General features: G+C 66.0%; 12 protein-coding genes. 6 read left to right on the top strand and 6 right to left on the bottom strand.

The features are described 5' to 3' along the window. The first annotated feature begins 146 nt into the window (after positions 1–146). Positions 147–1,610 carry a PAS domain-containing methyl-accepting chemotaxis protein gene (locus tag ACF66B_RS12410; protein ID WP_162683216.1) on the top strand — a complete coding sequence of 488 codons (1,464 nt, stop codon included), beginning with the start codon at positions 147–149 and terminating at the stop codon, positions 1,608–1,610. Positions 1,611–1,631: 21 nt separating this feature from the next. Here the strand turns inward: ACF66B_RS12410 and ACF66B_RS12405 are convergent, their stop codons facing one another. Beyond that, positions 1,632–2,510: a LysR substrate-binding domain-containing protein gene (locus ACF66B_RS12405; protein WP_111429377.1), complete on the bottom strand. Its 879-nt coding sequence runs from the start codon at positions 2,508–2,510 to the stop codon at positions 1,632–1,634. Between the two features lie 100 nt (positions 2,511–2,610). On the opposite strand from ACF66B_RS12405, the gene ACF66B_RS12400 reads away from it, so the two are divergent. Then, the gene (locus ACF66B_RS12400) at positions 2,611–3,675 is read left to right on the top strand and encodes a nitronate monooxygenase (protein ID WP_111429378.1); all 1,065 of its coding nucleotides are present in this window, start codon (positions 2,611–2,613) and stop codon (positions 3,673–3,675) included. Between the two features lie 38 nt (positions 3,676–3,713). On the opposite strand, the gene ACF66B_RS12395 is transcribed toward ACF66B_RS12400, so the two are convergent. Together ACF66B_RS12395 and ACF66B_RS12390 are read right to left on the bottom strand one after the other, a co-directional pair. Beyond that, positions 3,714–4,103: a carboxymuconolactone decarboxylase family protein gene (locus tag ACF66B_RS12395; RefSeq protein WP_111429379.1), complete on the bottom strand. Its 390-nt coding sequence runs from the start codon at positions 4,101–4,103 to the stop codon at positions 3,714–3,716. Then, positions 4,100–4,855 carry an SDR family NAD(P)-dependent oxidoreductase gene (locus ACF66B_RS12390; protein ID WP_392662770.1) on the bottom strand — a complete coding sequence of 252 codons (756 nt, stop codon included), beginning with the start codon at positions 4,853–4,855 and terminating at the stop codon, positions 4,100–4,102. Before ACF66B_RS12390 ends, ACF66B_RS12395 begins: the two co-directional genes overlap by 4 nt. A 103-nt stretch (positions 4,856–4,958) precedes the next feature. On the opposite strand from ACF66B_RS12390, the gene ACF66B_RS12385 reads away from it, so the two are divergent. Continuing rightward, the gene (locus tag ACF66B_RS12385; protein ID WP_111429381.1) at positions 4,959–5,879 is read left to right on the top strand and encodes a LysR family transcriptional regulator; all 921 of its coding nucleotides are present in this window, start codon (positions 4,959–4,961) and stop codon (positions 5,877–5,879) included. A gap of 140 nt (positions 5,880–6,019) precedes the next feature. Here the strand turns inward: ACF66B_RS12385 and ACF66B_RS12380 are convergent, their stop codons facing one another. Further along, entirely contained in the window at positions 6,020–7,069 is a 1,050-nt protein-coding gene (locus ACF66B_RS12380) for a DUF346 domain-containing protein (RefSeq protein WP_111429382.1), read from the bottom strand. Positions 7,070–7,593: 524 nt separating this feature from the next. After that, positions 7,594–8,514: a LysR substrate-binding domain-containing protein gene (locus ACF66B_RS12375; RefSeq protein WP_111429383.1), complete on the bottom strand. Its 921-nt coding sequence runs from the start codon at positions 8,512–8,514 to the stop codon at positions 7,594–7,596. Positions 8,515–8,759: 245 nt separating this feature from the next. On the opposite strand from ACF66B_RS12375, the gene ACF66B_RS12370 reads away from it, so the two are divergent. From ACF66B_RS12370 to ACF66B_RS12360, 3 genes are all read left to right on the top strand, one after another. Then, positions 8,760–10,115, top strand: a complete 1,356-nt coding sequence (locus tag ACF66B_RS12370; protein ID WP_111429384.1) for an MFS transporter — start codon at positions 8,760–8,762, stop codon at positions 10,113–10,115. Positions 10,116–10,176: 61 nt separating this feature from the next. Continuing rightward, entirely contained in the window at positions 10,177–10,707 is a 531-nt protein-coding gene (locus tag ACF66B_RS12365) for a 4-vinyl reductase (protein ID WP_111429385.1), read from the top strand. Positions 10,708–10,759: 52 nt separating this feature from the next. Then, complete coding sequence (locus ACF66B_RS12360; protein ID WP_111429386.1) at positions 10,760–11,770, top strand: dipeptidase; 1,011 nt, start codon at positions 10,760–10,762, stop codon at positions 11,768–11,770. Between the two features lie 225 nt (positions 11,771–11,995). Here the strand turns inward: ACF66B_RS12360 and ACF66B_RS12355 are convergent, their stop codons facing one another. Continuing rightward, the gene (locus ACF66B_RS12355) at positions 11,996–13,051 is read right to left on the bottom strand and encodes an alpha/beta fold hydrolase (protein ID WP_111429387.1); all 1,056 of its coding nucleotides are present in this window, start codon (positions 13,049–13,051) and stop codon (positions 11,996–11,998) included. Positions 13,052–13,147: the final 96 nt, after the last annotated feature.

The following is a 13,147-nucleotide window of genomic DNA, read 5'->3' as shown; positions in this document are numbered from 1 at the left end:
CGCCCGCAGGCTCGCCCGCACGGCCATCGGCCCGGCGCGCGCGACCGATCGCCGGGCAAGCAGGTCATTTCACGCGGCAAGTCAGGCTTTTTTAACGAAAGAAGCAGAGTTCTTACCGCGATAAATCAGACACAGGGATGGACTCCATGGCCGGGTTCGACACACCGATCGACGACCCAAGAGCGCCGCGTGACGATGAACTGATCGCCCTGCGGCAAGAGCTGGCCGCCCTCCGCGAGGCGAAGGCACGATCCGATCTGCTCGACGAGGCCTGCGGAATCGGCCTCTGGGAAGCGGTGATGGTCAATGCCGACGCGCTCCACCCGGCCAGCAAATGGCTCTGGTCTCCCGAGTTCCGCCGCCTCATCGGCTACGAAACCGAGGCGGAGTTTCCGAACGTCGTCCAGTCCTGGGCCGACCGGCTGCATCCCGACGACATCGCGCCGACCTTCGCAGCCTTCAGCGGGCATCTCGAGGACCGGACCGATCGCACGCGCTATGACGTGCAATACCGCCTCAAGGTGCGGGACGGCTCCTACCGCTGGTTCCGCGCCACCGGCGGGTGCCGCCATCTCGACGGCGGGCTCGTCCGCGCCTGCGGCTCGCTCAGCGACATCCACGAGGTGAAATCGCTGCAGCTCCGCATCGAGCGCGAGGCCGCCGAGGATGCCGTGGCCTTTGCCGCGCTGGCCCGCGGGCTCGAGGCGCTCTCCCGCGGTGATCTGCGCGCCGAGATCACAGAGGCGTTTCCCGGCAAGGCCGCCGGTCTCAAATCGGATTTCAATGCCTCCGTCCGCGCCCTTTCCGAAACGATCTCCGATGTGCTCGCCTCTGTCGACATGACCGACCAGAGTGCCGCCGACATCCGCCAGTCCGCCGCCGACCTCGCCAAGCGCAGCCTGCGGCAGGCCTCGGCGGTGGAAGAGACCTCCGCGACGCTCGCCCATATCACCAAGGCGGTGAAGAGCACGGCACAGAACGCCAACGAGGCGCGGGGCGTGGCGCTCCAGAACAAGACGAATTCCGAGAACTGCGGCGCCATCGTGCATGAGGCGATGACGGCGATGGCGGGGATCGAGAAATCCTCGGCGCAGATCGGCAGCATCATCGACACGATCGAGAACATCGCCTTCCAGACCAACCTCCTCGCCCTCAATGCCGCGGTCGAGGCCGCGCGCGCGGGGGATGCGGGCAAGGGCTTTGCGGTGGTGGCGGCCGAGGTTCGCAGCCTCGCGCAGCGGGCCTCGGAAGCGGCAAAGGAGATCGCGGGCCTCATCCGGGCCTCGAACGAGCAGGTCTCCCAGGGCGTCAACCTGGTGAAGCGGAGCGGCGAGTCGATCTCCGGCATCGCCTCGGAGATCGAGCGCATCTCCGAATACATCTCGCAAATCTCCGACTCCGCGAACGAGCAATCCGGCGGCCTCAGCGAGATCGGCACCGCCTTCGCCGATCTCGACGTGATGATCCAGAAGAACAGCGAGATGTCGGACCAGAACCTGCAGTCCGCCAACGAACTCAGCGACGGCGTGCAGGCGCTCACCGACGCCCTGCAGCGCTTCACCCTCGCCGCGGCCGAAGACCCCTACGCCGCCCGACGCAGATCAGCCTGACCGCCGCCGCGCGCGCCTGGATCAGTGCCGGTCCGGGGGCGCGCCGACGCCCGCCTCCGCCAGCAGGCAGTCCCGGAACGCGCGAATGGCAGCGGTCGGGACGCCGGGGCGGCAGGCCAGACAGGTCATGACCGGCCCCAGCGGCCGTTCCTCGACCTGCCCCGGGGGGCCCATCATCGCCGCCACGCTGCGCGGCATGACGCAGAGGCACGCCCCCGCCGCCGCGCAGGCAAACATCGCATGGTAGGAGTTCACCTCCCGGATCTCCAGCCCCGCCGCCAGCCCTTCCCGCGCGAGGGCCTGTTCGGCGAGCAGCCGATAGGTGCAGCCCGGCCCGAAGGCCGCCAGCGCCCGCGGCCGCTCCGCCCCAGCGTGCCCGGGCGGGAGCAGGAGCAGGAGGTCTTCCCGAAACACCGCCGTCAGCTCGAGTGCGCCGGGCTCGAGCCAGAATTCGCCCTCCGGCACGGCGATCAGCGCGCAATCCAGCCGATGGGCCAGAACCCCCTCGGCAAGCTGGCGCGTCGGCCCGGCCTTAAGCTCGATCGCAACCTGCGGCCATTGCGCCGCGAAGCGCGCCAGCGGCCGCGGCAGACGGCTGGCCAGCGCGCATTCCATCGCGCCGATGCGCAACCCGCCCCGGGGCTCCGACGGATTGACCACCTGCTGCGCCTCGTCCGCAAGGTTCAGGATCCGCTCCGCATAATCGAGATAGCGCTCGCCCGAAGCCGTCAGCACCATGCGCCGCACCTCGCGCCGGAACAGGGCGACCCCGACCTCGGCCTCGAGCTGCTGCACACGGGTCGTGACATTGGAGGGCGCCCGGTCGAGCAGCTCCGCCGCGCGGGTGATGCTTTGCTCCCGCGCAACGGTCCGGAAAACGGCCAAGGTCGCCAGATCCATCGCCCCATCTCCCCGGACAGCACCACAAGTGTCTTCACATTCCGAATTTCGGAATTAATGTCAATTTCATTCTCGAATCGGAAATGAAGGCGCACATCCCATGCTGGACCGGATCGGCATCCGACTTCCCATCATCCAGGCGCCGATGGCGGGCGTCTCCACCCCGGCCATGGCCGCCGCCGTTTCGGAGGCGGGCGGGCTCGGCTCCATCGGCATCGGCGCCACGGATGCCGACGGCGGGCGCGGGATGATCGAAGCGCTGCGCGCGCAGACCGCGCGGCCGTTCAACGTCAATGTCTTCGTCCATGCCACGCCCCGCACCGATCCGGCCCGCGCCCAGGCCTGGCTGGAGGCGCTCGCGCCGGCCTTCGCCGAATTCGGCGCCGCGCCACCCGCCGCGCTCCGCTGCATCTACCCGAGCTTCAACGACGCGCCGGAGCTTCTCGCCATGCTGCTGGAAACCCGCCCGCCCGTGGTCAGCTTCCATTTCGGCCTGCCGGGTGCGCAGGCGGTCGCGGCGCTGAAGGAAGCCGGCCTCTTCCTGATGGCGACGGCGACCTCGCTCGACGAGGCGCTTCAGATCCGCGCGGCCGGGCTCGATGCCATCGTCGCCCAGGGAATCGAAGCCGGCGGCCATCGCGGCGTGTTCGATCCCGCCGCCCCGGATGACGCGCTCGGCACCCTGCCGCTCACCCGCCTTCTGGTGCAACGGGCCGGGCTGCCGGTGATCGCGGCGGGCGGTATCATGGACGGCGCGGGCATCGCCGCGGCGCTGGATCTCGGCGCCGCCGCCGCGCAACTCGGCACGGCCTTCATCGCCTGCCCGGAATCGAGCGCCGATCCGGCCTATCGCGCCGCGCTCCACGGCCCCGGCGCCCGGCACACCCGCCTCACCCGGTTGATCTCGGGCCGTCCGGCCCGGGCGCTCGCCAACCGCTTCACCGCGCTCGAGGCGGCCTTCTCCGGCGTCACGCCGCCCGACTACCCGATCGCCTATGACGCCGGAAAGGCGCTGCACGCCGCCGCGATCGCCCGGGGCGAACACGGCTTCGGCGCCCAATGGGCGGGTCAGGGCGCACCGCTCGCCCGCCCGATGCCCGCCGCCGCCCTCATCGGCGTGCTCATGGACGAGCTCGCGCACTGCCGCAGGCAACGGGAACCGTGAGGCCGGGGCGCGGGATGCTGCCCATGGCCTCAACGGTCCTATCGGTGACCGGCAGCGTCTCCCGCGTCCTCCGCCCCGAGCGCCAGCAGCGTATTGAGCGCGTTGATCGTGGCGGGCAGACCGCCATAGAGAGCCATCTGCCAGATGACCTCGGCGATCTCCTCTCGCGTCAGCCCGGTCTTGATCCCGGCCTCGATGTTGATCCGCAGTTGCGGCGCCGTGTGTCCGCCAAGCACGGTCAGGGCGGCGATCGTCGCCAGATAGCGGCTTTTCAGCTCGAGGCCCGGACGGCCATAGAACCGCCCGTAGGACATTTCGACGACCGTGTCGGCCATGCCCGGCAGCAGATGGCCGTAGCGCTGCTCCAGAACCCGGTGCATGCCGGGGTTCATGGCCTCGGCGAGCGCGTATCCCTCCCGCTCCGTCATCGCAGCGCCCCTCCGAGCGTGAAGCCGCCATCCACGATGATGTCCTGTCCTGTGACGAAGGCAGCGTCCTCCGACAGGAGCCAGGCCGCGGTGCCCGCCACATCCTCGGAGCGCCCGTTGCGGCGCAGGGGGGTGTGGTCCGCCAGCCGGGCCGAAATCGCGGGATCGAGCGCATCGTCGGCCATCCGGGTCAGGATGATGCCGGGGCTGATCGCGTTGATGCGGTTGCCCCGCGGGCCTTCCTCCACCGCCCAGGTGCGCATCATCGCCGTCAGCGCCGCCTTGCTCGCCGCATAGGCTCCCGCGCCGGGCATCACTGCGCCCACCGTCCAGGAGGCATTGACCAGAACGGCGCCGCCGGCCATGCGCGGCAGGCTCTGGGCAATCGTCTGCTGCGTGCCGAGCATGTTGATCCGGATCAGCGCATCGAAATCCGCCGGCCCGGTTTCCCGCAGGGGCTTGAAGTCACCCAGGTGCCCGGCATTGGCAAAGACCGCATGCAGGGCGCCGAATTCCGCGATCAGCGCCTCCAGATTGCCGGCGATGTCCCCGGGGCTCGCGATATCGCAGCCTTGCGCCAGGGCCCGCCCGCCCGCGGCCGCGATCTCGTCGGCCACCCTGTCCAGCAATGCCACCCGCCGCCCCCAGAGCGCAACCGCCGCGCCCTCCTCTGCCAGCCGCAGGGCCACGGCACGGCCCATGCCGCTCCCCGCCCCTGTCACCAGAACCGTGCGGTTCTCAAATCGCTTCACCTTGAACCCTCTCGCTCCATTTGCTCTGGCACCGACCGTAACGAGATAGTCATGCTGCGATAATTCGAATACGAATTGGATATTTCAAAAGGAAAACTTTCAAATGAATCTCTTCCTGGCCATGCGCACCTTCGTCGAGGTCGTTCAGTCCGGATCGATGAGCGCCGCCGCGCGCCGGTTGAATGTGACAAGCGCCCTGGTGGGTCAGAGGATTTCCGCGCTGGAAGACCATCTGCAATCGCGGCTGCTGAACCGGACGACCCGCCAGCACACCCTCACCGAGTTCGGCGCTGCCTATCTCGATCAGTGTCGCGACATTCTCGAACTGGTCGCGCGCTCCGAAGGCGCGGCCAGCGACCAGAAACTGCGGCCGCAGGGGCTCCTCAGGATCGCGGCGCCGGTCAGTTTCGGCGCCGAGGCGCTGATGCCCGCGCTCAGGTCATTTTCGGAGCTGGCGCCGGAGGTCGAGATCGACCTCGTGCTGTCCGACGCCAACGAGGATCTGATCGCGGGCGGCATCGACCTGGCGTTCCGGATCGGGCGGCTCGAGGACAGCACGCTGCTGCAAACCCGTCTCGCCCCCTATCGCATGGCGCTCTGTGCCGCGCCGGACTATCTGGCCGCGGTTTCCCCGCCGCGCGATCCCGCCGATCTGAAACGCTTCCGGGCCATCCTCTTCTCCCGAACCGGGCGCCGCCCGTGGCGGTTCGCCAGGGGGGATCAGCGCCGGGAATGGCAGCCGGAGGCCACGATCACCGTCAATTCGGGCCATGCCGTGCGCCGCGCCGCCGAGGCCGGCATGGGCATTGCGATGCTGCCCGAAGTGCTGGTGCAGGAGAGTCTGCGAAGCGGGGCTCTGGAGCGCCTGCTGCCCGACTGGGATCTGCCGGACCAGCCGATGTCGCTTCTCTACCACCGCGACCGCTACATGCCGCTCAGGCTCTCCCATTTCATCAGCTTCGCGAAATCAACCTTCGGCTCGGCGCCCCCCGCAGCCAGCAAGGACACCGCCAGCGCGTCCTGACCACCGGAACGGAAGCCCACGGCTCGGCCCGGAGCCGGCAGGCAACCCACGCCGGGCGGATATGCCCCCTTGCTGTCTGCGTTCGGCAACGGGCCTGGAGCGGTTCCCGCCCCGTCGGTGTCGTCAGTGGAGGACGGTCGCTACGAGTAGAAATAGGCTTCCCAAAGGGAACAGCGGCCAAGTTCGAGCATGCCGCGTCCAAGGCCGCCAAGGGTTTGTCCGCCCAGGTTTCCCTTGTGCCAGGGACCGGCCGAGGGGCGTTCCTGCCACATGTGAAGGACATTGCCTCCGCCGATCGCGAAGACTTCCAGTCGTCCGTCAGCATTCATCGCGATCACCGGAAATCCGCCGACTCCATTCACCTCGCGCGCATGCCAACCTTCAAATCCATTGTTCGGCGCGGTCTGCCAGGCGTTGTAGATCCGGGAATCGCGGCCGATGTGCACGATCTCGATGCGACCGTCCTGGTTCTTGATCGCGGCAGGCCGTGCATCGAGGATGCCCGCAAAGTTTCCGGGCGAAGACCAGTCATGCGTCGCGAGGTGGGTCTGCCATATATGGCGCATCGCGCCCGCGTCCCCTGCGAAGAAGACTTCCATTCGTCCGTCGGTGCTGATCGCCACGGACGCATCCGTCGTGGCAGGCCCGGTAAGCCGCCTGAAGTCGGACCACCTGTCGCTGATGGACGGAGTGAGCTGATGCGCGTAAAGTAGGGTGCGATCGCGACCCCTTACGAACAGCCGAAGCCCGCTTTCAGCCGTATCACGGCCAACCGCAGGATTTCCGACAACGGCGACGTTCATCGGCGCCCAATTGGACCACTGCCGGAACGAGGCGAGCTGCCAGATATGCCAGAGAGTTCCATCCTGGGCCTGAGCGAAGACCTCCAACCGGCGATCATGATTGATTGCGACTGTCGCACTGCCCGTCAGATTGCCGCCCAGGGATTCCCATTCGCTCCATCCACCGGCCTGCTGCCAGATGTGCCACAATGCCCCATCCGAGGCGACAGAGAAGACTTCCAGACCACCGCCGGCATGGATGCCGACCGCCGGACCTCCACGCAGGTCTCCACCCAGCGAATGCCAATCCGACCACCCATTGGGAACTTGCCATTTGTGCCACAGCGCATTATCGCTGCCGCGCGCAAATATTTCCAGAGCACCATTGATGTTGCGGGCAACACTCATCGCCAAAACTCCATCAGAGATTTGTGAGGTTATTTATTCCGCCGATTAAATTTAAGATAATACTTCTTTAATGTTTTATTTTCAACGATCAGTTTTTCTTGCTTGTAAGGTCTTTTATTTTCAATCCTCGCAGCACCTTAATCGCCGCACGATCGCATCGGGGTTTGGCGATCGCCTGTCCCGCAGGCCTCGGGCTGAGTCGGCATCCGCTCCGGGCTCGGTTCGGACCGTCGCCGCAGCGGCCGCCATGAGGCGGCCGCGTGGTATCCTTCCGGGAGACCGACGGGCAGCATCTCGATCATCGCGCAAGGCCGGTCCACCGCCGCGCGAGGCAGCCAGACCGCCGAAGGAAAGGGCCGAGGCCTCTGCTTGTCGATAGTCCGGTGCCGCGAGCAGGCGAATTTGTCCTTTCGGCTTTGCGCACTCATGGAAAACACGCGGTCCGGATTTCACTTCGCAAATGGCACGGTGAGGATCCTGAAGCGAAAACCGCCCCGATGCGGGACACGTCGTCTCACCATGAGCTAAGCCCCGCCGTTGCGGGCCGAGGGATTGTTCAAAGGCCGGTATCTGCGAAGAAACCTGAGAAAGTCCGCCAGTTCCTTCGAGCCGTTGCTTCTTTCCCAGACCGCCGTGATCGGCAGCTTGGCGGGCATGTCCACGAGGTTCCGGACCGCAATTCCCTGACGTGGCAGGTTGCCGATGGCACTCGAATAGATCGCGATGCCCGCCCCCGCGATCACCAGCCCGAAGATGCCGTCGCTGTTGGTCGCCTCCAGCGAGATCTCGGGCAGAAAGCCGCGGGCCGAGCACTCGGCGAAGACCTGGTTGCGAAAGATCATCCAGCTGTCGCCGGCTCCGAAGACGAACTTCTCCCGCCGCAGATCGCCAAGCGTCAGATCATCCCGCTCTGCCAGAGGGTGATCCAGGGGAAGCATGACGACATACTCGTTCTCGTCGAAGCGCAGGCTGTCGATGAGCTGTTGATCCGAAAGACCGAAGAGAAATCCGATATCGACGCGGCGCCGCAGAATGGCCTCGCTCTGATGGATCGTCGGCGTGAAGATCAGGTCCAGGTGTATGTCGGGATGCGCCTCGGTAAAGGCCCGCAGGAAATGCGGCAGCGCGCCGTTGATCGCGAAGTCCGTATAGGCCACGCGCAGCTCGCCGCGGACGCCACGTGCGGCCTTGCGCGCCTTTTCGACGGCGCGATCGATCCTGGCGGCGACATCGGCGGTCTCCGCGAGGAACACCCGGCCAGCCTCGGTCAGCTCGACCCGACGCGTCGAGCGCAGCAGCAGGGGCGTGCCGACATGTTCCTCGAGTTGCTGAATGGTCTTGGTCAGAGCCGGCTGAGCCACGCGCAGGCTCTCCGCCGCGCGGCGGTAATGCAGCTCGCGGCCGAGCACGGCAAAGGCGCGCAGATGCCGAAGATCCAATGTCATGTCGCCGACGCCAGATTATTTCTTCTCTGTTATCAATAAGACGAAAAACGATATTTCACATCAAGACAAATCCGCCTGATCATATGAGGATCGCGGCGCAAGAACCTGCGGAAAAAACCTACAGGGAGTGCTGCCATGATGCGGTTTGCCGCGTCATCTGAGCACTTTCCGGCACCCACATATCGCGAGGCCAGGGTCAGGGCATGCGCCCATGACGGGCGCCTCCAATTCAGAAAGGATCAGATATGACAGCATCTTATCAGGATCACACCTCGGGTCCGGCGCTGCGAAAGGTCATCAGCGCCGCCGCCATGGGCAATTTCGTCGAATGGTTCGATTTCGCCGTCTACGGATTTCTGGCGACCATGATTGCCAGTCAGTTCTTTCCCGGCGACGATGTCAGCCTGGGGCTTCTGAAGACATTCGGGGTCTTCGCCGTCGCCTTCGCGATGCGCCCCCTGGGCGGCATCTTCTTCGGCATCCTGGGCGACAAGCTCGGCCGCAAGGGCGTCCTGTCGCTGACGATCCTGATGATGGCCGGTTCCACCACACTGATCGGCCTTCTGCCGAGCTACGCAGCCTGGGGGGTGGCGGCGCCGATCCTGCTGACGCTGCTGCGCTGCCTTCAGGGCTTCTCGGCCGGCGGGGAGTATGCCGGCTCGATCGCCTATGTGATGGAGCATGCCCCGCATGATCGTCGCGGTTGGTTCGGCAGCTTCATCCCGGTCTCGACCTTCCTGGCCTTCGCCTCTGCCGCGCTCCTGGTCTTCGGGCTGGAAAGCGGCCTGTCGGCCGAGGCGATGGCCGGCTGGGGCTGGCGCGTTCCGTTCCTGCTGGCGGCCCCGCTGGGCCTTGTCGGCCTCTACCTCCGCTGGCGCATGGAAGAGACGCCCGCGTTCAAGGCGATGGCGGCCGAAGAGACCCCGCACGCGCATTCGCCGTTGCGCGAAACGCTGAAAAGCCAGAGCGGCCAGATGCTGCGCCTTGGCGCCTTCATCTCGCTGACCGCGCTGTCGTTCTACATGTTCACGACCTATTTCTCGACCTTCCTGCAGATCGAGGGCGGCTTCTCGCGACCGCGGGCCCTGCTGGTCACGATGATCGCGCTGTTCTTCTCGGCGGCGGCCTGTCCGCTGGCCGGCGCGCTCTCGGACCGGATCGGGCGACGCAACACCATCCGCCTTGTCTGCACCTGGCTTTTCGTGATGGTCCTGCCGGCCTACCTGCTGGCCAGTTCCGGAATGCTGTGGAAGGCGATCCCCGGCGTGCTGCTGCTGGCGACCGGGGCTCTGGTGGCCAATGTCGTCACCGCGGCGCTGCTCTCCGAGACCTTCCCGACCCGGACCCGCTACACCGCCTCGGCCTTCACCTACAACATCTCCTACACGATCTTCGGCGGCACGGCGCCCCTGATGGCGACGTGGCTGATCGACCGGAGCGGCAACAGTCTCGCCCCGGCCTTCTACATGATGGTCATCGCCGCGCTGGCAGCCATCGGCGGCCTGGCGCTGAGGGAAACCTCCCGGATCTCGCTCATCGGCAACGACAGCGCGGCCCCCGAACCCGGCATCGTGCCGGACGCCCTCCTGGCCGCACGCTGACCTGCGGCCTCCGGCGATCGCCCGGGGGCCATTCCCCTTCCAGCAAACCGAGAGAAACGACATGCAGCCTGCCGTTCAGATCGACGTGGACGAAGCCAGCGGGATCTGGCGCACCGACGGCCTCCCGATGGTCTATGTCCCGCGCCATTTCATGGTGAACATGCACAAGGAGATCGAGGAGACCCTGGGCCGCCCCGGCTACGAGGCGATGCTGCGCCGCTCGGGCGCAAAGTCGGCGCGCTTCTGGTGCCATCAGCAGGCGGAACTTCTCGGCCTGCCCGCGCAGGAGATCTTCGCCCATTACCTGAAACGGCTCTCCGAGCGTGGCTGGGGCCGCTTCTCGATCGAGGCTCTGGATTTGCAGACCCTGACCGCAACGATCGTGCTGAAGGATTCGATCTATGTCCTTGAAGCGGGCGACAAGGCCGGGTCCAGCACCTGCTACATGTTCGACGGCTTCCTGATCGGCGCGATGCAGTTCCTCTGCGACGCGCAGGGCATCCCGCCCGGTCCCATCACCTGCCGCGAGACCGCCTGCGCCGCCACGGGGGCGCCGGAATGCCGGTTCGAGGTCACGGGCCAGCCGGCCTGATGACCGCGCCCGCCCGGCCCCCAGAACATCCACACCATCACCGGAGACCATCATGAAAGATAGTGCCAGCACGATCTACGAGGACGCAGTCGTTATCGACGGCCTCATCATCTCGAACTGGAGCGGCGCGCTGTTCCGCGAGATGCAGCAATCGGGCCTCACCGCCGCGAACTGCACCTGCAGCGTCTGGGAGAACTTCACCGATACGGTGGCCAACCTCGTTGCGTGGAACGGCTGGTTCCGGGAGTTCTCGGAGCACATCGTCAAGGCCGAAAGCGTGGCCGATATCCACGCCGCCAAGGCAGCCGGCAAGACAGCGATCGTGCTCGGCATGCAGAACACCTCGGCCTTCGAGGACAAGATCGGCTATGTCCAGATCCTCAAGACCCTCGGGGTCGGCATCGCGCAGATGACCTACAACACACAGAACTGGGTCGGCAGCGGCTGCTACGAGAGCCGCGATGGCGGACTGTCGGATTTCGGCCGCGAAGTCGTCGCCGAGATGAACCGTGTCGGCATGCTGTGCGATCTCAGCCATGTCGGCCCGGTGACCTCGCGCGATGTCATCGACTGCTCCAGCGTGCCGGTGGCCTATTCGCACTGCCTGCCCTCGGGGCTGAAGGCGCATCCACGCAACAAGTCCGACGAGGAACTCCGCTATATCGTGGACAAGGGCGGCTTCGTCGGCGTCACCATGTTCCCGCCGTTCCTCGCCAAGGGCATAGAGGCCACGGTGGCCGACTATATCTCGGCCATGGACTACGTGATCAACCTGGTGGGCGAGGACGCCGTGGGGATCGGCACCGACTTCACCCAAGGCTACGACGGGCCGTTCTTCGACTGGATCACCCACGACAAGGGCTTTGGCCGCCGCCTGACCAAATTCGGTGAGATCGTGAATCCCGCCGGCCTTCGGAAGATCAGCGACTTCCCGAACATCGCCGACGCAATGTCCGCGGCCGGCTGGTCCGAGGCCCGTATCGAGAAGGTGCTGGGCCGGAACTGGCTGAACCTTCTCTCCGAAGTCTGGAAAGACAGCGGCTCGAAGCTCGACGCCGCGTGACGACACCTAAGCCAGCGACAGAGGCCGCCTCCCGTTGCTGGCTTGCTCCCACCGCACCGGACGGCGGCATCGCCCGCGTCGTTGACCTGCGCGAGACGACTGATGCTGCGCGACGTCGCCTTCGGGCCGGCCCGCCCTCGGCTGGTGGCGGCTCTGTGCGGCGCGCACCCGTTCCGGCGCCGCGCTGCATCCGGGCGTTTGGGCACCGGGCCGCCCCTCGGGCATTCAGTCCGCAGAACCAATTGCATTGCGAAAAGCGGCAATGGTCAGTCCGAGGATTTCAGCATGGATCGCTTCCCGGGAGGTGCCGGTGCCATCAGTACAGATCGGATCCTCGATGCCTTCCTCAACGGCAATTTCGGCCGCGTTCGGCTTGCATTCCGGGAACATCGAAGCGTGACTGGCAGCCTTGATCACGTGGTAGGTTGCGCCAGGAATCGCGTCCGCGATCCCTGAGGCCTGAATGGTCTCTGGAATCTCGGACGCCTCGCCCAGGTTCACGATGGAAACCGGAATCGAGACGTCAGCGAAGGATGCAGGGGCGAAGATATCTGCCGGTGCCGGGTCGATGGCCATGGCGAACCGGACCCGGAGGTCCCTGTTGTCTCGTCCGGCGGCCTCCTTGTCCAGCGCGTGGAGATCGACGCCGCTCAGGCGCACCCACTCGCAAAGGGACGCATTGAGGTCGTCGGTGTCGCAATAGCTCGCGAAAAGCTCGGGATCGAGCCTGGCTCCAGCCATGGAAAGCGCGGAATTGCCACCCATGGACAGGCCCAGAACCCCTATCTGATCGCTCGCAACATGCGGATGAAACGTCGGGTCGTTCTCGATCGCGTCGAGCGTCTTCGAAAGATCGGACGGTCTCAGCCAAAGCTTCATGGTGTCTTCGGCCGAACGGTCCCGCCCCGTATTTCCGGGATGTGTGGGTGCCACGACGATGAAGCCGTCTCGAGCCAGCGGTGCCGCGATCCAGCTCATCGCGCCGGCATGACCTGCCAGGCCTGCCCCGTGGGACAACAGGACAAGGGGGAATTTCCCTTCGCGTATCGGCGCACCCTGTCTGGCTGGCGTCCCCTCGAAAAAGATGGTCTCACCCACGGTCACGGTCTCGCCGCCCGCAGCGGCGGGGTACCAGATCATCACCTCCAGATCAGCGTCCCGTTCCTCGGAGGCCACCGACATTCTCCGGACGCCCGCATGGTCGTCAGCAGCAAGCGTTGCCGCGCATGACACGAGCAGAATTGCCCCGGCGATGCTGGCCAATTCCGTCACTTTCTTCATCGTGCGTCTCCTGCTCGCCGGCGAGTTCATTGCCTGCGAACACCGCTAGAACAGTTGGTCATGTCCGCCAAGAGCGCACGTCCGCGGCGTCCCGAG

The organism is Amaricoccus sp. B4 (genome assembly GCF_043226085.1).
Classification (GTDB): Bacteria; Pseudomonadota; Alphaproteobacteria; order Rhodobacterales; family Rhodobacteraceae; genus Amaricoccus.
This window is presented reverse-complemented; position numbering and strand designations above follow the sequence as displayed.